The organism is Rickettsiella endosymbiont of Xylota segnis, assembly GCF_964019545.1.
Lineage (GTDB): Bacteria > Pseudomonadota > Gammaproteobacteria > Diplorickettsiales > Diplorickettsiaceae > Aquirickettsiella.
The window spans coordinates 564,860-585,255 of the sequence record NZ_OZ026451.1; the positions used below are offsets into that span (position 1 = coordinate 564,860).

20 protein-coding genes are annotated in these 20,396 nt (G+C 31.4%); 15 read left to right on the forward strand and 5 right to left on the reverse strand.

The window, feature by feature from the left end; genetic code table 11:
- Positions 1-70: 70 nt before the first annotated feature.
- Positions 71-1,225 (forward strand): glycosyltransferase family 1 protein, encoded by a 1,155-nt coding sequence (locus tag AACL18_RS02590; RefSeq protein WP_339051209.1) that lies wholly within the window; start codon positions 71-73, stop codon positions 1,223-1,225.
- On the opposite strand, the gene AACL18_RS02595 is transcribed toward AACL18_RS02590, so the two are convergent.
- Both AACL18_RS02595 and AACL18_RS02600 read right to left on the reverse strand, forming a co-directional pair.
- Positions 1,218-1,940 (reverse strand): class I SAM-dependent methyltransferase, encoded by a 723-nt coding sequence (locus tag AACL18_RS02595; protein ID WP_339051210.1) that lies wholly within the window; start codon positions 1,938-1,940, stop codon positions 1,218-1,220. The genes AACL18_RS02590 and AACL18_RS02595 overlap by 8 nt on opposite strands.
- Positions 1,941-1,999: 59 nt before the next feature.
- The gene (locus AACL18_RS02600; protein ID WP_339051211.1) at positions 2,000-3,487 is read right to left on the reverse strand and encodes a mannose-1-phosphate guanylyltransferase/mannose-6-phosphate isomerase; all 1,488 of its coding nucleotides are present in this window, start codon (positions 3,485-3,487) and stop codon (positions 2,000-2,002) included.
- Between the two features lie 254 nt (positions 3,488-3,741).
- Here AACL18_RS02600 and AACL18_RS02605 point away from each other — a divergent pair, with 254 nt between their 5' ends.
- Positions 3,742-4,878 (forward strand): glycosyltransferase, encoded by a 1,137-nt coding sequence (locus tag AACL18_RS02605; RefSeq protein WP_339051212.1) that lies wholly within the window; start codon positions 3,742-3,744, stop codon positions 4,876-4,878.
- Between the two features lie 27 nt (positions 4,879-4,905).
- Positions 4,906-5,712: a glycosyltransferase family 2 protein gene (locus tag AACL18_RS02610; protein WP_339051214.1), complete on the forward strand. Its 807-nt coding sequence runs from the start codon at positions 4,906-4,908 to the stop codon at positions 5,710-5,712.
- Here the strand turns inward: AACL18_RS02610 and rfbC are convergent.
- Both rfbC and rfbA read right to left on the reverse strand, forming a co-directional pair.
- The gene (rfbC, locus tag AACL18_RS02615; RefSeq protein WP_339051216.1) at positions 5,704-6,252 is read right to left on the reverse strand and encodes a dTDP-4-dehydrorhamnose 3,5-epimerase; all 549 of its coding nucleotides are present in this window, start codon (positions 6,250-6,252) and stop codon (positions 5,704-5,706) included. The two genes, AACL18_RS02610 and rfbC, sit on opposite strands and share 9 nt — an antisense overlap.
- Complete coding sequence (rfbA, locus tag AACL18_RS02620) at positions 6,249-7,121, reverse strand: glucose-1-phosphate thymidylyltransferase RfbA (protein WP_339051218.1); 873 nt, start codon at positions 7,119-7,121, stop codon at positions 6,249-6,251. Before rfbA ends, rfbC begins: the two co-directional genes overlap by 4 nt.
- 107 nt (positions 7,122-7,228) lie before the next feature.
- Between rfbA and AACL18_RS02625 the strand changes: the two genes are divergently transcribed.
- Genes AACL18_RS02625 through rfbB form a run of 4 tightly spaced genes read left to right on the forward strand, consistent with a single transcriptional unit; the run spans position 7,229 to position 10,948 of the window.
- Positions 7,229-8,098, forward strand: a complete 870-nt coding sequence (locus tag AACL18_RS02625; RefSeq protein ID WP_339051220.1) for a glycosyltransferase — start codon at positions 7,229-7,231, stop codon at positions 8,096-8,098.
- A 37-nt stretch (positions 8,099-8,135) separates the two neighbouring features.
- Positions 8,136-9,038, forward strand: a complete 903-nt coding sequence (locus tag AACL18_RS02630) for a glycosyltransferase (protein WP_339051221.1) — start codon at positions 8,136-8,138, stop codon at positions 9,036-9,038.
- Positions 9,039-9,065: 27 nt separating this feature from the next.
- Positions 9,066-9,950 (forward strand): dTDP-4-dehydrorhamnose reductase, encoded by an 885-nt coding sequence (gene rfbD / locus AACL18_RS02635; RefSeq protein WP_339051222.1) that lies wholly within the window; start codon positions 9,066-9,068, stop codon positions 9,948-9,950.
- Entirely contained in the window at positions 9,947-10,948 is a 1,002-nt protein-coding gene (gene rfbB / locus AACL18_RS02640) for a dTDP-glucose 4,6-dehydratase (RefSeq protein WP_339051223.1), read from the forward strand. Before rfbD ends, rfbB begins: the two co-directional genes overlap by 4 nt.
- Positions 10,949-11,002: 54 nt before the next feature.
- Here the strand turns inward: rfbB and AACL18_RS02645 are convergent, their stop codons facing one another.
- A complete protein-coding gene (locus AACL18_RS02645; protein WP_339051225.1) occupies positions 11,003-11,728 on the reverse strand; it encodes a class I SAM-dependent methyltransferase in 726 nt (241 codons plus the stop codon).
- A 312-nt stretch (positions 11,729-12,040) separates the two neighbouring features.
- On the opposite strand from AACL18_RS02645, the gene AACL18_RS02650 reads away from it, so the two are divergent.
- From AACL18_RS02650 to AACL18_RS02685, 8 genes are read left to right on the forward strand one after another with little or no spacing between them, the layout of a single operon-like run.
- The gene (locus AACL18_RS02650; protein ID WP_339051227.1) at positions 12,041-13,849 is read left to right on the forward strand and encodes a glycosyltransferase 87 family protein; all 1,809 of its coding nucleotides are present in this window, start codon (positions 12,041-12,043) and stop codon (positions 13,847-13,849) included.
- A 50-nt stretch (positions 13,850-13,899) separates the two neighbouring features.
- A complete protein-coding gene (gene rfbF, locus AACL18_RS02655) occupies positions 13,900-14,706 on the forward strand; it encodes a glucose-1-phosphate cytidylyltransferase (RefSeq protein WP_339051229.1) in 807 nt (268 codons plus the stop codon).
- A gap of 12 nt (positions 14,707-14,718) precedes the next feature.
- Positions 14,719-15,810 carry a CDP-glucose 4,6-dehydratase gene (gene rfbG / locus AACL18_RS02660; RefSeq protein ID WP_339051230.1) on the forward strand — a complete coding sequence of 364 codons (1,092 nt, stop codon included), beginning with the start codon at positions 14,719-14,721 and terminating at the stop codon, positions 15,808-15,810.
- Positions 15,803-17,020, forward strand: a complete 1,218-nt coding sequence (locus tag AACL18_RS02665) for an aminotransferase class I/II-fold pyridoxal phosphate-dependent enzyme (protein ID WP_339051231.1) — start codon at positions 15,803-15,805, stop codon at positions 17,018-17,020. The genes rfbG and AACL18_RS02665 overlap by 8 nt, the downstream gene beginning before the upstream one ends.
- Before the next feature lie 4 nt (positions 17,021-17,024).
- The gene (locus AACL18_RS02670) at positions 17,025-17,444 is read left to right on the forward strand and encodes a GtrA family protein (RefSeq protein WP_339051232.1); all 420 of its coding nucleotides are present in this window, start codon (positions 17,025-17,027) and stop codon (positions 17,442-17,444) included.
- Between the two features lie 33 nt (positions 17,445-17,477).
- On the forward strand, positions 17,478-18,545 hold the full coding sequence (locus AACL18_RS02675) for an NAD-dependent epimerase/dehydratase family protein (RefSeq protein WP_339051233.1): 1,068 nt from the start codon (positions 17,478-17,480) through the stop codon (positions 18,543-18,545).
- Entirely contained in the window at positions 18,520-19,443 is a 924-nt protein-coding gene (locus AACL18_RS02680) for an FkbM family methyltransferase (protein WP_339051235.1), read from the forward strand. The genes AACL18_RS02675 and AACL18_RS02680 overlap by 26 nt, the downstream gene beginning before the upstream one ends.
- A gap of 10 nt (positions 19,444-19,453) precedes the next feature.
- A complete protein-coding gene (locus AACL18_RS02685; RefSeq protein WP_339051236.1) occupies positions 19,454-20,383 on the forward strand; it encodes a glycosyltransferase family 2 protein in 930 nt (309 codons plus the stop codon).
- The last annotated feature ends 13 nt before the right edge of the window (positions 20,384-20,396 follow it).

The following is a 20,396-nucleotide window of genomic DNA, read 5'->3' on the forward strand; positions in this document are numbered from 1 at the left end:
GAAAATACTACTGTTATCCAAGAATCCTGTAGCTATAATAGGGTTTAAAAATGGTAAATGATCATTAAATATGAATATTATTCTTAATACACAAAGTTTACGCTATCCGTTAACGGGTATTGGTTGGTATGCTCGACATTTGCTTGAAGGGTTGCTAAAAAATAGTCAAATTAGCCAAATCACATGTATTCCGTCTTTAAATAATTCTAACTTTTTAGCAACTAAAAAAATTATTTTTCATGAAGGCTTAAAAAAAATTATAAAATTTTTTCCACCTTCTTACGATTGCTTAGTCGCTTATCGAAATGCTCACTTTACATATAAAACACGTTCTCTTGTAGAAGATAAATTTATTTATCATGAACCCTGTTACATTTTAAAACCATATCGAGGACCAAAAATCTGTACGATTCATGATTTATCTCATATTCATTACCCAAGATATCACCCTAAAGATAGAATACGATTTTTAATACATCATTTACCTGAAAGTATTCATAATGCAGATCACATCATTACAGGATCTGACTTTAATCGGAATGAACTTATTAATTTTTTTAAAATTCCATCTTATAAAATAACGCGCATTTATCATGGGGTTTCGAAAATATTTCGACCAAGAAAATTTAATGAGATAATTGATTTTTTAACTCATTTTAACTTACAAGAAAAAACTTATCTGCTCAGTGTCGGTACTTTAGAGCCAAGAAAAAATTTAGAACGTTTAATTCAAGCTTTTAAATTTTTACCAGAAAATCAAAAAAATAAATATCCTTTAGTTTTGGTAGGAAGCAAAGGCTGGAAGAACTACCGTTTTGATAAATTAATACGCTCGTTGCTTGAAAAAAAACAATTGTATTGTTTGGGTTATGTGCCAGAAGCCTATTTACCTTATTTATATTCAGGTGCACATGGTTTTATCTACATCTCCATATACGAAGGTTTTGGTTTGCCTTTATTGGAGGCGATGGCTAGTGGTATACCTACACTTGCCAGTACTGAGTCAGCAATGCCAGAAGTAGTAGGAGATGCAGCTATGCTGGTAAATCCATTTGATATTGAGCGAATAACAGAGAAGTTAAAGCAATTAATAGATGATTCAACTTTACGTGATAAGTTAAAATTTTTAGGTCCTATACAGGCGGCTAAGTTTTCTTGGGAATCTTGTATAGAAAATACAATTGCTGTTTACCGTAAAACACTCAATTCTTTTGGAACTAGTTAAAACTTTTCAGCTGAATTTTTTGTATATATTGGCCACATGAGAATGCGCGAAGTAAAGGTGTTTTTTCCAAGAATGGTTCAAAGAAATTTAATATTTTAGCTAAAAAATTTGGACAAAATAAAGGTACGAATCCAACATATAGGGATTCAATTATGATTCCGCCGTTGTTTTTGAACCATTTGTTTAGTTGCCTAGGGGCATATGATTTTTCTTCGTGAAGAATATGATAAGGCGAAACTTTCTCCATAATTTTCAGCACTGGATTATAGCCATTCGGTTCAGCAACAATAACTTCATCAGCAATATTACATATTATTTTGATAGCTTTTTCAACTTGATACAAATGATGTAAGACTCCGCGTATAATGACTATGTCATATTTTTTAATGGGGGGGATTTGATAGACATCCATTACATGAAATTCAATATTTTTTATGTGCGCCATATTTTTTTTTGCAACCGAAATAGCCGCATCATTAGGATCGACTCCTGTCACAAACGCAGGATTCAATGCAAGAAGTTCTTGAGTAAATATCCCATCACCACACCCAATATCTATAATTCGCTTACCCTCTAAGGGACCTAAAACTTGATGAATAGCTTTGCTTGTTCTTGCACTGGATAATTTACTTGATAATTTTTCAGTTTTAGAGTAGCGATAGCCGCCATTTTCAATAACATCTGATCTAAAAGTGCCTATGTTTTTTTCTTGCATATTTAATTTCTCCGAGAAATTTTTACATTTTTCTAAATTAATTAGATTAATATCAAAGTTTACAAGCAAAGATTAGTTTGTTTTTTATCTATATTATTTTCACGTTCATAATTATCCTTAAATCGAATAATATCGTCTTCTTCCAAGTAACTGCCAATTTGTAACTCAATTAAAATTAAATCCTTATTGCTAAAATTACTTAAGCAATGTTTATTTCCTAATGCAATAAATGTTGATTCATTTTCTTTTAGTATTATTTTCTCGCGATTATTTTCAACTGTGGCAATTCCGGATACAACTACCCAATATTCACTACGATGTTGATGCAATTGTAAGGATAAACTTTCACCCTGATGTACAGTTAATCGTTTTAGTTTATAATTGGGTCCTTGATCTAATATGGTGTAGTGTCCCCAGGGTCGATAAACCGTTTGATGATAGCGATAAGCTTCGTGTCCATTTAATTTTAATTTCTCTACTAATTGCTTAACTTTTTGAATATGTGTATGTTTACAAATAAGTAAAGCGTCACTGGAATCTACAATAGTTAAATTTTCGATTCCAATCGCAGCAATTAATCTTCCTGGTGAATTTTGACTGTAAATTGTTGTATTATAAGTTTCCTGTAAACAGGCGTTGCCTAGTATTCGATTGCCATTTTCTTCTGGCTGTAATAATGTATTTAACGCATCCCAAGAACCTATATCAGACCAACCAAAATCAGCAGGTATAACAGCAATGTTTTTAGCTTTTTCCATTAATGCGTAATCAATCGAAATATTTTCTAATCTACAAAAGCTTTGTTCATCTAAATTTAGCTTATCCTGTGAGGGGTTATTTTTTTTAAAACTTAATTTCCAGCAATTTACAATCTTAAAATAAAGCTCTGGTGTATACTGCTTTAATGCCTTTAAAAATATTTGAGCACTAAAACAAAAAATTCCAGAATTCCAAAGATAATTACCCTGTTCTATGAAAGATTGTGCTTCTTCAGGCATAGGTTTTTCATGAAAATTTATAACCTCATAAGCGTAATCCAACTCCGTTGATTCCAGATATTGAATATATCCATACGCTGTTTCGGGTTTGTGAGGAATAATCCCAAAAGTAGTTAATAATTCTTGTTTTGCTAGCTGATATGCTTTTTCTACATTTAAGTTAAACTTGTCTTGATTCAAAATGATATGATCAGCAGGTAATACTAATAATATAGCATCAGGCCCGATAAATTCATTTACAAATAACGCACTGAAAGCAATAGCCGCTGCGGTATTTCGAGAATAAGGTTCTAATATAAAGTTGAATTTTTTTGCTATATCGGCCTGACCCAAATCGATAAGTTCTTTTTTACTTTGGTAATAATATTCAAAGTTAGTGACGGTAATGATTTTTTCTACATTAGGTATGTTGATAGCGCGATGATAAGTTTTTTGTATTAATGAATAAGGATCATTATTAAGTCGGATAAAAGGTTTTGGGTGTGCTTCACGGGAAACTGGCCATAAACGAGACCCATTCCCACCTGACAAAACAACGGGGATAAGCATCTTATTTCATCCTTGAATTTTAGTAGCTTTAACAGAGAGTATTTGCTTTTCTTTTCCTAAGCGCTATCCTTGTTCTTTGATCCTAGGATTATATATAGGGTTATTGAACACCATCTTCTAGTTTGAGTAAAAGGTTGGTCCCAGTGTCTAAAAATTAAATACCCAAACAATTTTAAGTGACCATTGAAACACAGCTTTTTTAGTATATCAATATATCTGCTGTGTTCAAACGAGTGAATGATTGAAATGATTTTATGGAAAACGTTTTACATTTAGGTAAATTCTCCAGCGAACGAGCCGGGGGTATCGAGACGGTTGTTGATATGTTACTGCTGGGGTTAAGTCTCGATTTTAATTTGTGCAATTTAGTTGCTAATAACACTTTTAAGAACAAAATAACCGAACAAGCAGGATACATTGAATATAGTGCAGCCTTAATGGGTATTTTTGCCCGAACCCCTTTTTGTCCTACTATGCCTTACTATATAAAAAAACTGTATCAGCGATATCGGTTTTCTATTGTTCATTTACATTTGCCTAATCCTATGGCACACCTAGCCTCGGAAATTTTACCTCTCTCAGTGAAGCGAATTATCAGCTGGCATAGCGATGTTATACACCAAAAAAAATTACTACAGATATATCAACCCTTCGTCAATCGCTTATTAAAACAAGCCAACGCAGTAATTGTATCCACTCCTTACTTGGCTGAACATTCTAGCCAAATTAAAGTTGCTAGAGACCGAAATACTATTCATATTATTCCTTACGGAGTAGATTTTGATTATTTTTTAATCAATAAATATCATGAAAGGATTGATCAAATTAAATACCAATATTCTGGTTATTTTCTGATATTTGCTTTAGGTAGACATGTTTTTTACAAAGGTTTTTGTTTTTTAATTGAAGCAATGAAACAATTACCTAAAAATATTATTTTATTATTAGGAGGTGAAGGTCCATTAACCTCTAAATTACAGCAACAAGTCAAAAATTCTCAACTTGAACATCGCGTTTATTTTTTGGGTCAAATCACAAAGCAGGATTTACCAGCTTATTACCATGCTTGCGATGTGTTTTGCTTGCCATCGATTGATCAAAGTGAAGCATTTGGAATTGCCCAATTGGAAGCGATGGCTTGCGCAAAACCTGTTATTTGTTGCGATGTGACTCATGCAGCAAGTAATTTGAATCAAGATGGTGTAACGGGTTTTGTCGTTTCTCCGCGTTGCCCAACTTCACTTGCGGATGCAATTTGCAAACTATATCAAAAACCTGCATTACGTCTATCTTTAGGGAGAGCGGCTTATTATTATGCTAATAAGAAATTTACTACCAAAAAAATGGTTAAACAGATAAAAAATCTTTATCAAGAAATTATTATAAATTAATTTTAAAATACAATATAAGAGAAATTTATGCCGAAAATTAAACTTTCTATCAGTATCGTTGTTTACCAAGAAATTTTTTTACAAATAAAAGATTGTCTTTCAAGCCTTATCGGTTCAATTCCTGATGATATTTGTTATGAAATTACATTAGTAGATAATGGTGCTTTAGAATTAAATAAAGATTGTAGTTTCGAAATAGAACTAAAAAAATGTTTTCCAAATTTACCGATTTACTATTTGTTTTCGGCTAAAAATGGAGGTTATGGTTACGGGCATAATCAAGTAATTTTAAAAAGCAAGGCAGATTACCATCTTATTCTCAACAATGATGTATACATGATGCCGAATACTTTAAAAAATGCATTGGATTTTATGCAGCAACATAAGCATGTGGGTATGTTAGTCCCAGATGTTTACGATATGGATGAAAAACGTGTATATCTGTGCCGGCATAACCCAAGTCTTTGGATTAGTTTTTTACGGCGTTTTGCCCCTGTATTTTTAAAGAAAATTTTTCAAAAAAAATTAAGTAAATTTCAGATGCAAGATAAAAATTATAATGAAAATATGTTTAAATTAAGTAATCCCACGGGTTGTTTTATGTTCTGTCGATTGGAGTTACTCAAACAATTAGGAGGGTTCGATGAAAAATTCTTTATGTACTATGATGATTCTGATTTGGGTCGACGTATGGCAAAAATTTCCCAAATAGCCTATTCACCTACTGTTAGAATTAAACACGTATGGCGGCGTGCGGCTTATCAAAACAGACGTATGGCATGGATTGCGAGTAAATCAGCGCTATACTATTCCTGGAAATGGTTGTTAAAATAATAATTCAGACGGAATATTTTTTAAGCAATTATATTTTTTATCTTTAGTTGATAATAAGGGGGTTTTGAGAGGCCAATTTATAGCCAGGCCAGGGTCTGACCAAAGTATGCCTTGTTCAGCTTCTGCATTATAGTAATCACTGCATTTATAATGAAAATCGACGATTTCACTTAGTACACAAAACCCATGAGCAAAGCCTTTTGGGATAAAAAGTTGATAATGATTTTCATCATTTAAAATAATACCAAACCATTGACCGAAAGTAGCTGATTCGGTTCTGATATCCACAGCCACATCGAAAGCACTGCCGCGGATGACCGTGATTAATTTATCTTGTGGTTGTTGGATCTGATAATGCAGCCCCCGCAAAACATTTTTAGTGGAACGAGATAGATTATCTTGCACGAAATTAATTTTTTTTTTCAGTAATCGCTGATAACGTTCTGACTGGAAAGCTTCAAAAAAAAAGCCTCGATCATCGTGATGAGATTTAGGATCAATTATAAGTAAATCTTGAATAGGGGTTTGAATAACTTTCATAATTCGCGCTTAATAATATCGAGTAAATAATTACCATAACTACAGTTTAATAATTTACGTGCAGAAATCTCTAAAGTTTCAGCATTAATAAAACCCTTTCGCCAAGCAATTTCTTCTAAACAAGCTATTTTAAGACCTTGGCGCTTTTCAACGACTTGAACAAAATGTGATGCTTCTAATAAAGCATCATGGGTTCCCGTGTCTAACCAAGTGCTACCACGACTAATCAATCGATGAGCAAGTTGTCCTTGTGATAAATATTTCAGATTAACATCGGTTATCTCTAATTCGCCACGCTGCGAGGGTTTAATATTTTTAGCAATATCAATCACTTGATTATCATAAAAATAAAGACCTGTGACAGCCCAATTGGATTTAGGAAGTTTTGGTTTCTCTTCAATATCAATCAAGTTTTGTTTTTTATCAAACACAGCAACTCCATATCGTTCTGGGTCATTGACATAATAACAAAAAATCTGCGCGCCATATTGTTTTCCAGCAGCGGATTTGACAGTTTCGGAAAATTTCTCTCCATAGAACAGATTATCGCCTAAAATAAGTGCTACCGAATCGTCGCCAATAAATTTTTCACCTATGATAAAAGCTTGAGCTAATCCTTCTGGATTTTCTTGCGTTAAATAATTAAGATTGATACCCCATTGTTGACCGTTTCCTAATAAACCTTGGTATTGCTGCAAGGCTTCAATGCTAGTGATGATTAATATTTCCTGAATACCCGCAAGCATTAGAGCGCTGAGTGGATAATAAATCATGGGTTTGTCATAAATCGGAAGTAACTGCTTACTAATACTTTTAGTTATAGGATGTAGACGCGTACCAGAACCACCGGATAATATAATACCTTTCACAGATAACTTTCCTTGTTAGTATGGGTTTAAAAGCAAATTCTAATTCCATCGCTTCAATTTTCGCTTAGTGTAAGGTATATTAAGCTTCATTAAAATAGCTGATGAACATGATGTCTAAACCTGCTGTATTAATTAATATCGTTCTTTATCATCCAGATAAAAACAAAGTTTTGAATCTAATTAATATTTGTTCTCAATATGAAAAAATAAAAATTTTATTATTTGATAATACCGAAGATTCCCAAGTGTTTGAGTTCAATAAAGATAAGGATGTTATCTTAATAAAAAGTGCAAAAAATGTTGGTGTAGGTGGTGCACATCATACTGCTTGTCAAATGGCAGAAGCAGAAAATTTCGATTTTGTATTATTTTTTGATCAGGATAGTCAGTTAGCAGATAATTTTATTCATGACATGATTTTGGCCTTTTATCAATTAAAAAAAATACATCCGCGTCTTTGCGCCATTGGACCAACATGGCATGATCCTGATCTTGTAAACTCAAAAACCAGAGCATTAAAAAATAAGCTTAGATATTTACTCAAAGCACCGAATCTAAAACATGTGTTAATTAGTTCCGGGATGTTGATTTCGGTTCCTACTTTAAAACATATTGGTTATCCAAAAAAAGAATATTTTATAGATTTAGTCGATACCGAATGGTGTTTACGTGCTTTATATAAAAATTATCAGATAGTAATGTCTTCTGATGTTGTAATGAGCCATAGAATAGGTGAAGTTAAGAAATATAAGAAGTTAAATGTTCAATATGAACAACCCATTCGCTATTATTATTCTATACGCAATAGTTTTTTGTTATTTCATGAAGAAAATATTTTGTTATCCCATAAGATTTTTATTTTAGCAGGGAACTTATTTAAATTAAGAAAAATAATTTTTTCTCCGAAACCTATACAAAGTTTAATTGCAGCGGGTCGGGGTATTAAAGATGGATTTTTATTGATAAAGCGATTTTAACTGCATAGTTCAATAGGTAATATAATTAAGGAAAATAATGTCTGGCCCTACAGTTTTAATTAATATTGTACTTTATAACCCCGATCCATCCAAAGTATCAGAGCTTATTCGTATTTGTTGTATTTATCAACAGGCTAAAATTTTGTTATTTGATAATTCAGATAATTTCCAATTATTGAATTACAAAAAAACAGAAAAAATAATTTTTTATAAAAGCGCACAAAATGTGGGTATAGCGGGCGCGCATTATTACGCGTGTAAACTTGCTGAAAAGGGAAATTATAATTTTATACTATTTTTAGACCAAGATACGCAACTTCCTGAATTTTTTGTTAGTAATATGATATTAGAATTTTATCAATTACAAAAAATATATTCTCGTCTGGTAGCTATTGGACCTTCATGGAAAGATCCTAGAACTTATGATTGGCATCAAGAGAAAAACAATAAATTCACTGTGAAAAATATATTGAAAAAAAAATTTAAAATTGCAATAAAAATAAATAATTTGATAAGATTAAATAATGTTATTATTAGTTCTGGTATGTTAGTTTTAGTTAAATATTTAAAGAATATTGGTTATCCAAAGAAAGAGTATTTTATTGATTTAGTTGATTTGGAATGGTGTTTGCGCGCACTTTCTAAAGATTATCATGTTGAAATGGTAAAAAATATTCAGGTTAAGCATACTATTGGTGAAATTAAAAAAAACAAAAATAGACTTATCCATTATCAAAATCCACTTCGGTATTATTATTCTATACGAAATAGTTTTTTGCTTTTTCGAGAAAAACAATATCCCCTGGATTTTCGTTTTTTTATATTGATTCGAAATATATTGGAAATTAAAAAAATTCCTTTTGTTCCTGAATCTAAAAAAAGTTTATTAGCTGCAATCCGAGGCATAAAAGATGGGATTTTTATAAAAAAAAATTACTGAAATAAGTTAAACATAAGGATTATTTTGATGTCTTATTCTGGAAATATATTATTAACAGGTGCAAATGGTCAATTAGGTAATGAAATTGTTAATGCGGCGAAAAATCTTAACTTAAAAATATATCCTGTCACACGGACACAGCTTAATATTACAAATCTTGCACAAATTGAGTATATTTTAGCAACAATTAAACCAAATTATATTATTAATGCTGCAGCTTACACGGCGGTTGATAAAGCTGAAAAGGAAAGTGAGCTTGCTTTTAGTATAAATGCATTGGGGGTTAAAAACTTAGCTAAAATCGCTCAAAAATACGACATACCTTTATTGCATATTTCTACAGATTATGTTTTTGATGGTCAAAAAAAAAATGCTTATAGTGAAGAAGATCAAGCCCGACCCTTGTCTGCTTATGGTCAAAGTAAATTAAGTGGCGAAAATTTTTTAAGAGATATCTGGTGTAAACATATTATTTTACGGGTCAGTTGGGTGTTTGGAGCGTTCGGTAATAATTTTGTGAGAACTATTATTCGCTTAGCTAGCGAGCGAAATGAATTAAGGATTATTACTGACCAAAAAGGCGCTCCGACTTACGCGGGAGATATTGCCCAGGCGTTACTAAAAATAATAGAGTGTCTAGATAAGGGGCAGACTGATTGGGGCACTTACCATTATACTGGAACACCCCCTCTAAGTTGGTACGAATTTGCTAAGAAAATAGTGAATGAAGCAAAACAACATCAACAATTTATTCTAAAAGAAATTATACCTATTACGGCATCAGAATATCCCAGTATTGCACATAGGCCTTTTAATTCTGAGCTGGCTTGTCAAAAAATCACACAAACTTTTAACATTAAACCTAATAATTGGTCTGACGGTTTATCCAATGTGATTAAAATTTTATTATGACTTATACACCCAAGAACGTTTTAGTCACTGGTGGTGCAGGTTTTATTGCCAGTCATTTTGTGCATTATTACCAAAATCATTATCCGGAAACATTTATTGTAAACCTTGATAAACTTACTTATGCAGGATCATTAAATAATTTAAAAAATTTAATTTTGCCAGAACAACATCACTTTGTACAAGGGGATATACTTGATAGAGATTTAGTGTTGAAATTATTGAAGAATTTTGAGATAGACACGCTTGTTCATTTTGCAGCTGAAACACATGTTGATCGTTCGATTAATACACCCGAAAAATTTATACAAACTAATGTTTCAGGCACGTTCAGTTTGTTAGATTCATGTCGGAAATATTGGTTGGAAGAATTGGGTTTAAGCAAGCGTGATTGCCGATTTCACCATATTTCTACCGACGAAGTATATGGTAGCTTACAGAAAGATGAGCCCGCATTTACTGAGATTATGCCTTACCGACCAAATTCTCCTTACTCTGCTAGTAAAGCGTCTTCAGACTATCTGGTACGCGCTTATTATAATACTTATGGGCTTCCTGTTACTATAACTAATTGTTCAAATAATTATGGTCCTCTGCAATACACTGAAAAGTTTATTCCAACTATTATAGATTGTTGCTTACGACAAAAACCTATCCCTATCTATGGTAATGGTTCAAATATACGTGATTGGCTCTATGTAGAAGATCACTGTAGTGGGATCGATAGTGTGATTCGAAATGGCAGATTAGGAGAAAGCTATAATATTGGTGGCAATACTGAATTAAGCAATTTAGAAGTTATAAACTTCATCTTTGATGGGTTAAGAAAAATTAGATCTGTGAACTTTGAATATAAGGATCTTATATCATTTGTAAAAGATCGTCCTGGGCATGATTGGCGTTATGCGATCAATGCTGAAAAAATAAACAAAGAATTAGCTTGGCAACCTAAAGAAACATTTTCTTCAGGAATTTTAAAAACCATAACTGCTTATCAATAGAAAAACACATTTAATTTACCGTATTACCTAAAACTAGGGATAACTTGATCATTATTAATATTGATACCAACCTTCCTCTTTAGCTATGTTAATCACAGGAACAACAGGATCCATTTTACCTACCATGATTCTTTCATACGGTGTTTTTCGGGCTTTTGGTAATTTATGTATAACGACAACACTATCGTAAAAATAGATAGATCGGAGCCATTGAAATATATATCGATCGTCTGAAGAAAGATTTTTTTGGAAGTGTTGTTCTTTAATATGGTAAAAATTAAGTAGATCAGCAAATTTCTTGAAAAACTCAATAGCTGAGTCAGCGCCTAAGTAGGATCCACCATGACTTTGCCAATACGATGTATGTAAATCTTCTATTAAAAAAACTCCACCCGGTTTCAATTTTGAAAAAAATAATTTAAACGTTTGAATAATATCTGAGCAGATATGAGAACCGTCATCAATGATAATATTAAATTCAATATTTTTAAATTGTTGCTTAAGGGTATGCTTATCGGTAATATCAAAATTATAGATATGTATATTAGATTCAAGATTTAGATTAAGCACTCTAGGATCAATATCTACACCATAGAGTGTTGCATTTTTTAAATATTTACTAAGAATTTGTAAAAAACCGCCATTTTGTACGCCAATTTCTAAAACATTTGCATTGTTACCGATATGTCGATTAAAACATTCATCATAAATATCAAAATAGTTAACCCATTTATCTGATACATTTTGCTCGTGTTGATAGAAAATATCTCTGATGCTCATTATTCTTTCATCTAAGATTGAATAATTAGGTTTTTTTAAAATAGGAAAAAAATTAGTCAGTCTTTTCGGAAGTTGGGCACTCCTCTTTAGAATCTTTTTAAAATATTTGATCATTTTCTTCATCCGGTGAATAAAAAAAAACTAACTTATAAGGTACCTGCATTTAGGAAATACATATTCTACTTTCATTTATATGTAGATAAAAGATATTAAATGTAAATCTAATAAAAAAGTTATTGTACTCAATACCTAAGGATTGTAACATATAGCAGCTAAGAACTCGGATTATGTTTATACGCATTTTTTAATAAAATGGAACTTTGGCAATTGAATCAAAAAACTATATTCCCATCTTTTCAATTAAGTAAAATCGATTACCTTCTTGGAGGAATTCTACTTTTATTCTGTTTTTTTGCTTTTTTTCAAGGGGATATATTCGCCACTGGATGGAACTCTCTAAACTATTTATATGGAAATCCTTTAGAGTTTTATGAGAATTGCGAAAAAATTCAAGGACAAGGAATTCTACCTTTTGCTAGTTACCCCCCATCGATATTTGCTGTGTTTGCTATATGGCTTTACCCTTTTAAATTTATAGGATTAATAAAATCGCCTTTTTATTTTACGCCCTATTTAGTTTATTGGCTTAAATTTTTAACCTTCTTAGTTTACATTGCAACGGGGATGCTTTTTTATCGTGTTACACAAATTTATCAAAATGATCAAGAATGGGGAAAGTATTCTACTTGGATTTGGTTAACTTCTCCGTTAGCAATTTTTTCAGAGTTTATTTTTTCTCAATATGATATTTTTTATACGTTTCTCACCTTATTAGGTTTTTTGTTTTTTATAAAAAAGAAACCTTATTTAGCTTCTTTTTTATTCGGTTTAGCAATTACATTTAAATATTTCCCTTTTTTTGTTTTTGTCCCTTTACTTTTATTTTTTGAAAAAAAAATATTTAAACTGCTAATATGTGGAGTAATTTTTCTACTCCCAATTTTTTTAGTTCAGATGTGTTATTTGCATTCACCTGCTTATATTTCTGGTGTATTGGAATTTTCTGCTATAGGTAGAGTTTTCCTAAGTGCTTTAGAAGTTAGTTTTCAAAAAATATATTATATATTTGCCATATTTATTATATTAGCTGGTATTGTTTTTTATTTAGATGTAGCTAAAAATTACAAAAAAGTGGCAGCTAATATTTTCCTTTTTTCAAGTATATATCCATTTTTATTTATTGCCTGGCATCCTCAATGGTTATTATTCATAACCCCAGCTATGGTATTAACAACATGTTTAATTCAAAAAAGTAAAATATCTAAATTTTTACTTTTCGATCTATGCGGAATGTTATTTTTTATCGCCTATGTTGTTTTATATTTCCAAGACAATGTTGATTTAAGTATGTTTCAGGGTAAATTATTTCATATCTCTTTTACACAAGTCCAGAATATGAGTGCTTTATTTAATATATTTAAAGGCTTTAGTGCATATGTATATCTTTCTCTATTTTGGGGATATTTAGTTTTAAATTTAATACTTAAATATAAGTTTTTGTTTAACGATAACACAGTTGAATCTAATTATTATTCTTACACTAAAGTTCGGCAGCGATATTATATAGGAATACTTATCTTTATTATTCCAGCGACGATTACATTTATATTAAATTTAAAAAATTCCGATAAATATATTTTAAATCCTGTTAGAGAGAAGATATTTGGCGAGTTAACTGCTGATAGAATTTTTGAACAAAGCTTTAAAGCAAAAGGAGCAAACCTCAGACAGATTGATTTGTTTTTATCCACATTTGCACGAGAAAATACTAAAAAAATTCAATTAGAAGTACTCACTAAAAATTATAAACAACTTTATATAAATAAACGTTCTGCTAAAGTTTTAAAAGATAATGCTTGGGAGATTTTCAAGTTACCCAATATCAGAATTCAAACGGGTAATACTTATTTAATAAGATTAACTTCTCCAGCAAGCTTAAGGGGTAATGCCATTACTTGGTGGGCTTCGGCCAAGAAAGTTTACAAAAATGGTATTGCTATTGTAGATGGAAAGCAACAAAATTCTGACTTCGCATTTCGCTTAAAATTTGAAAATATTTAATATCTAGCTAAATGTTGCTTAGATAAAATGTTTAGTACTAAGGATTCTTTATGAAAGCTGTTATTTTAGCCGGTGGAGCAGGAACTCGCATTAGCGAAGAAACTAGTTTTCGTCCTAAGCCTATGATTGAAATAGGTGGTAAACCTATAATATGGCATATCATGAAAATATTTTCAGCATACGGGATCTACGATTTTATTATTTGTTTAGGCTATAAAGGCTATCTCATTAAAGAATATTTTTCTAATTACTATTTACATACGTCAGATGTGACTTTTGACATGACTAAAAATCAGACTAAAATCCATCAGAATAAAGCAGAACCTTGGAAAATTACTTTAGTGGAAACGGGTGAACATACCATGACAGGAGGACGACTAAAGAGAATTGCTCCTTATCTGGATGATGAAGATTTTTGTTTTACTTATGGAGATGGGTTGGGGAATGTCAACCTTAATGCATTGATCCAGTTTCACAAACTTCAAAAGACCTTAGCTACTTTAACAGCGGTGCAAACCGTCGGAAGATTTGGAGCGTTAGATATTTCTAATAAAAAAGTTGTTGCTTTCAAAGAAAAGCCTCAAGGAGATGGTGCTTGGATTAATGGAGGTTTTTTTGTTTTATCACCTCTTGTATTGAATTACATAGATAACGACAATACATTATGGGAAAAGCAACCCTTGGAGACCTTAGCGAAAGAGGGTGAGTTATCTGCTTTTTTTCATCATGATTTCTGGCACCCTATGGATACATTGCGTGATAAAAATATTTTAGAAGAAGTCTGGGCTTCAGGTAGCGCCTCCTGGAAAATTTGGGAAAATAAATCTCATAGGAAGGAAAGCACAATTTGTACCTAATTGATAATTAATATGGAATTTTGGCAGGGAAAAACAGTATTATTAACGGGTCATACTGGCTTTAAAGGCAGCTGGTTATCTTTATGGATGCAATCTCTAGGTGTTAACCTAATAGGTTATTCATTAGCTCCAGCCGCTTCTCCTAATCTCTTTGAAATATCACAGCTGCAGAAGGGAATGATAAATATCATAAATGATATACGAGATTATGTAAGCTTACACGCTGTGATCCAAAAATATCAACCCGAAATTATTATTCATATGGCTGCTCAATCACTAGTACGACATTCTTATCAAGCTCCTTTACAAACTTATTCAACAAACGTTATGGGTACAATAAATTTGTTAGAAGCAGCACGATTGACAGAGTCTGTCAAAGTTATAGTCAATGTTACCAGTGATAAATGCTATGAAAACTCCGAGTTAAATAAGAAATTTAACGAAAAAGACAGGCTAGGTGGTTATGATCCATACAGTAATAGTAAGGCGTGTTCCGAATTAATTACTCAAACTTATCGGAATGTCTATTTTAAAGAACGAGGTGTAGGCATTGCTACAGCAAGAGCTGGGAACGTTATAGGAGGCGGAGATTGGGCTAAGGATCGTTTAGTCCCGGATGTACTCATTGCCTGCATGAAACAAGAAGATATTTTACTACGCTATCCAGATGCTTTACGTCCTTGGCAGCATGTTTTACAACCACTCTACGGCTATTTAACATTGAGTAAACTCTTATATTCATCACCAGAAAATTATTCAGAAAGTTGGAACTTTGGACCAGATTTGGAGGATATAAAATCTGTAAGCTGGATTACTGATTATCTTATTGAAAGTTGCAATAGCTCAATTAGGTGGATCAAAGATGAAAATAAGCATCTATACGAAGCGAGTACCTTACAATTGGATTGCACTAAAGCAAAAGAACATTTGAATTGGACTTCGGTATGGAATTTAGAAATAGCGCTTAAAAAAACCGTAGAATGGTTTTCCGGCTATCAAGATGGAGTAAATATGCTTGAAAAGACACTAAGCCAAATTAACCAATTTAGTAATGAATGCAGGATATTACAAAAAGAAATAGTTAAGGAAACATTGCATGGCTAAGGAATTTATTCATGTACCCTATGGAAAATCGGTCCATGGAGAAGAAGAAATTGATGCTGTTGTTTCTGTATTGCGTCGTTCAACACAGATGGGGCAAGCAGTTCGAGAAATGGAAAAAAAAGTATCAAAATTGTTTAGTAAAAAATTTGGAATTATGCTTAATTCGGGTTCTTCGGCAAATTATTTAGCGGTAGAAATATTAAAGTTGCCGAAATTTTCTGAAGTAATCACACCCGCATTAACTTTTTCAACTACGGTAGCACCTTTAATTAAAAATAGATTAATTCCAGTTTTTATCGATGTTGAATTAGATACATTTAATATTGATGTTGATCAGATAGAGAGTATGATCAGTCCCCAAACTAAAGCTTTAATGATCCCAAATTTACTTGGAAATTTACCCGATTGGAAAAAAATTAGAATAATTGCGGATAAATATAATTTAATTGTTATCGAGGATTCTTGCGATACGCTGGGTGCTACTTTTTATGGAAATGCTAGCGGTTTTTATTCGGATGTCAGCACAACAAGTTTTTATGGCTCACATATCATTAACTGTGCTGGAAATGGTGGTATGTTGTGTGTAAATAATCCAAGTTTTGCAGAAAAAGCTATGTTACTACGGAGTTGGGGACGTAGTTCTTCATTATATATAGAGTCAGAAAGTATACAAACTCGTTTTCAAAAAAAAATTGAACAGTTCGATTACGACGCTAAATTTATCTTTGAAGAAATTGGTTATAATTTAGAACCATCTGAGTTAGGAGCGGCATTTGGTTTGGTTCAGCTATCTAAGTTGAAACAAAATATAATAAGTCGTCAAGAAGTATTCACTTCACATTTAAATTTTTTTTCTGACTATAAAGATTGGTTTATTTTTCCAAAACAATTACCGCATACCCAAACAGCTTGGTTAGCTTTTCCACTGATTGTGAAAGACGATGCACCATTTAATCGTAAAGATTTGCAAATCTATTTAGAAAACAGAAATATTCAAACTAGAACTATATTTACTGGAAATATTTTACGACAACCTGGATTTAAAAAAATTTTGCGGCGTGAAATAGAGTCAGGGTATCCTCATACCGATCAAATAATGCGCGGAGGTATTCTAATTGGTAGCCATCATGGTATGACAGACGCTATGGTAAAAAATATTTATGAAAGTTTTAAAGACTTTGAAAAAAGTTATACAAGTATTTATATTTAGGAAAATGAAATTAAATATCGAACATCAAAAACAATTTATTGTTTTTCTTTTTGTAGGAGGTATTAATACTCTTTTTGGGTATTCGGCTTTCGCTTTTTTTATTTTTTTAAAAATGAGCTACTACATAGCTTTTTTATTTGCAGCATCACTAGGATTAATATTTAATTTTATGACTACCGGTAGGATTGTATTTAAAAATAAAGATTTTGGTTTATTTTATAAATTTATATTTATAAGTATTATAATGTATTTTTTACATATAATTTTAATTAGAATAATTAACGTACATATTAATAATTTTTACATTTCCGGATTGATGACGATGTCTCTTACGGCAATAATAGCATTTTATCTCAATAAAAAGGTCTTTACTATTAAAAATACCGCTAATAATAGTGAACAATATTTAAATAAACCAAGTTGATTACGAATTACCATGTATTTTTGATCACTGAAAATGAATAGAAAGATTGTAAATAATGATATAGAAAGCATATCTTGTAATGAACTTGCTTGGTATAGGCTTGCAAATAAAACTATTTTAATAACCGGTGCAAATGGGTTTCTACCCGCTTACATGATAGAAACGCTATGCCATTTAAACGAGGTTAAACGTTATAATATAAAAATTTTAGCTTTTGCTAGAAATAAAGAAAAAACCTTAATTCGTTTTACATCCTACTTAAATCGAAGCTATCTAACTTTTTTTTTTCAAGATATTTGTTTACCCATTGATATATCTTTGAAGATCGATTATATAATTCACGCTGCGAGTCAAGCTAGTCCAAAATTTTATGGTATTGATCCCGTTGGAACTTTGTCAGCTAATGTATTAGGAACATATCATCTATTAGAATTAGCTAAATCGCAAAAAATTGAAGGATTCTTATATTTCAGTTCTGGAGAAGTTTACGGAGAAGTTGATTTAGCCCAAACACCTATTAGTGAAAAAAACTATGGATATCTTGATCCGACGCACATCCGATCTTGCTATGCTGAAAGCAAAAGAATGGGGGAAAATTTGTGTGTTTCCTATGCACATCAATACCAATTGCATGTTACTATAGCTCGTCCTTTCCATATTTATGGTCCGGGAATGAGTTTAAGTGACGGTCGGGTTTATGCTGATTTTGTCGCAGATATATTTTATAACAGAGATATTACGATTTATGGAACAGGTACAGCAATAAGATCATTCTGTTATATAGCTGATGCTACTTTAGGTTTTTTTACTTTATTATTAAATGGACAAAATGCACAAGCCTACAATATAGGTAATCCTGATTGTTGTTTAAGTATTATGGATCTTGCTATTCGATTAAGAGATTTATTTTGTGAAAAAGAATTAAAGGTAATAAAAAAAACTAGATCTTTAAAGTCTGTTTATTTAGAAAGCAAAATTACAATCAATACGCCCGATATTAAAAAAATTCAAACATTGGGTTGGTTTCCGAAAATTACAATTGAAGAAGGATTTTTAAGGACCATTAGGAGTTTTTATGAGCTTGATTGCATGCAGGGATAAATTTCAAGCAGGCCACCTATCAAAGGCAGATTACGTAGAGGCTATGGGTGATTTCCATGCCTATTTATTTGAATATTCTAAATTTATCAAAAATACTGATATTTTAAACATAGAAATACTTGAAGATTGTTTAATCTTTACTTTAAAAAGTTTGGACATAAAGCTGCAATGTCATATTTTAGATAAAAGAATTACGCCTATTGAAATTTTAAATTTTAACTCTTACGAAAAACAAGATGCTGATATTTTCTTTAGCTTACTTAAAAAAGATATGGTATTTTTTGATATTGGAGCCCACATAGGCTTTTACTCAATTAATGCTGCAAAACGTCACGAAACGATAAAAGTATATTCATTTGAGCCGATACCTCAAACCTTTGAATTGTTACAAAAAAATATTTATATAAACAAATTGAATAATATTTTTTTTTATAATGTTGGTTTACTTGATAGGGACAAAGAGGTCGACTTTTTTTTTAATCCTACTATGTCTGGAAATGCTTCGGCCAGAAACTTAGCAGAGGAAACTTCTATAAAAAAAGTTTCGGCAAAGGTTACTTCCTTAGATGATTTTTTACTCGCTCAACAACTTGAGAGAATTGATATTATTAAATGTGATGTTGAAGGTGGTGAATTGCTTGTTTTTCAGGGAGGAGAAAAAGCTATAAGAAAACATACTCCAATAATATTTACTGAAATGTTAAGGAAATGGTCGAAAAAATTTAATTATCATCCAAATGATATAATTAGTTTACTAGCGAGTTGTGGCTATCAATGCTATATCAGTCAAAATGATAAACTAACCGAATTTAATAAAATGGATGATGCTACAGTAGCGACTAACTTCTTTTTTTTACATCGATATAAGCATCAACAACACATTCAACGATTATCCTGATAAAATTATTATGCAACTAATCTCGGTGGTAACTCCATGTTATAATGAAGAAGCTAATATTTTAGATATTTATCAGACAGTAAAGAATATTTTTAATAATATTAATAAATATCAATACGAACATATTTTTATTGATAATTCCTCCAGTGATAATAGTATTAGTTTATTAAAAGAAATAGCCCATCTTGATTCAAACGTAAAATTGATTATTAATTCCCGTAATTTTGGTTGGATTCGTTCACCTTTCTATGGTCTGTTACAAGCGTCAGGAGATGCCATTATTTATATGGCAGCTGATTTTCAAGATCCGCCCAATTTAATAAATAAATTTATAAAAAAATGGGAAGATGGCTTTAAAATCGTAATTGGAACTAAATCACAGAGCGAAGAGTCTTTTTTTAAATTTTTCATCCGTAGGTTTTATTATAAATTCGCAGATAAAATTTCGGATTTAAAGCTTTTAAAAAATTTTACTGGATTTGGCTTATATGATAAGTCTGTAATTCAAATTATGCGACAATTTAATGATCCTTATCCTTATCTCCGCGGTATGATTTCAGAAGTTGGTTTTGATGTTGCTGAAATTGAATTTAAGCAACCAAAACGCAAAAAAGGTTTATCCTCGGGAACTTTTTTTCGACTTTATGATGTCGCTATGCTGGGGATAACTACTCATTCAAAACTTCCTCTTAGAATTCTGTCCTTAGTTGGTTTTTCTTTGGCATTTATTAGTCTGCTTATATCGATTATTTACATTATTGCTAAGCTATTATTTTGGAGTATGTTTCCTTTAGGATTTGCACCGATATTAATTGGCTCTTTTTTCTTTTTTTCTATGCAAATGTTTTTTGTTGGCTTATTAGGTGAATATATTGCTTCCATTCATCATCAGGTGTTAAAGCGTCCTTTAGTTATTGAGAAAGAAAGGATTAATTTTTGATAATTTATTTTCT

Bases quoted from the DNA above. Each gene is read 5' to 3' on its own strand.
- AACL18_RS02590 (WP_339051209.1), top strand. From the start codon at position 71: ATGAATATTATTCTTAATACACAAAGTTTACGCTATCCGTTAACGGGT.
- AACL18_RS02595 (WP_339051210.1), bottom strand. From the start codon at position 1,940: ATGCAAGAAAAAAACATAGGCACTTTTAGATCAGATGTTATTGAAAAT.
- AACL18_RS02600 (WP_339051211.1), bottom strand. From the start codon at position 3,487: ATGCTTATCCCCGTTGTTTTGTCAGGTGGGAATGGGTCTCGTTTATGG.
- AACL18_RS02605 (WP_339051212.1), top strand. From the start codon at position 3,742: ATGGAAAACGTTTTACATTTAGGTAAATTCTCCAGCGAACGAGCCGGG.
- AACL18_RS02610 (WP_339051214.1), top strand. From the start codon at position 4,906: ATGCCGAAAATTAAACTTTCTATCAGTATCGTTGTTTACCAAGAAATT.
- rfbC (WP_339051216.1), bottom strand. From the start codon at position 6,252: ATGAAAGTTATTCAAACCCCTATTCAAGATTTACTTATAATTGATCCT.
- AACL18_RS02625 (WP_339051220.1), top strand. From the start codon at position 7,229: ATGATGTCTAAACCTGCTGTATTAATTAATATCGTTCTTTATCATCCA.
- AACL18_RS02630 (WP_339051221.1), top strand. From the start codon at position 8,136: ATGTCTGGCCCTACAGTTTTAATTAATATTGTACTTTATAACCCCGAT.
- rfbD (WP_339051222.1), top strand. From the start codon at position 9,066: ATGTCTTATTCTGGAAATATATTATTAACAGGTGCAAATGGTCAATTA.
- rfbB (WP_339051223.1), top strand. From the start codon at position 9,947: ATGACTTATACACCCAAGAACGTTTTAGTCACTGGTGGTGCAGGTTTT.
- AACL18_RS02645 (WP_339051225.1), bottom strand. From the start codon at position 11,728: ATGAGCATCAGAGATATTTTCTATCAACACGAGCAAAATGTATCAGAT.
- AACL18_RS02650 (WP_339051227.1), top strand. From the start codon at position 12,041: ATGGAACTTTGGCAATTGAATCAAAAAACTATATTCCCATCTTTTCAA.
- rfbF (WP_339051229.1), top strand. From the start codon at position 13,900: ATGAAAGCTGTTATTTTAGCCGGTGGAGCAGGAACTCGCATTAGCGAA.
- rfbG (WP_339051230.1), top strand. From the start codon at position 14,719: ATGGAATTTTGGCAGGGAAAAACAGTATTATTAACGGGTCATACTGGC.
- AACL18_RS02665 (WP_339051231.1), top strand. From the start codon at position 15,803: ATGGCTAAGGAATTTATTCATGTACCCTATGGAAAATCGGTCCATGGA.
- AACL18_RS02670 (WP_339051232.1), top strand. From the start codon at position 17,025: ATGAAATTAAATATCGAACATCAAAAACAATTTATTGTTTTTCTTTTT.
- AACL18_RS02675 (WP_339051233.1), top strand. From the start codon at position 17,478: ATGAATAGAAAGATTGTAAATAATGATATAGAAAGCATATCTTGTAAT.
- AACL18_RS02680 (WP_339051235.1), top strand. From the start codon at position 18,520: ATGAGCTTGATTGCATGCAGGGATAAATTTCAAGCAGGCCACCTATCA.
- AACL18_RS02685 (WP_339051236.1), top strand. From the start codon at position 19,454: ATGCAACTAATCTCGGTGGTAACTCCATGTTATAATGAAGAAGCTAAT.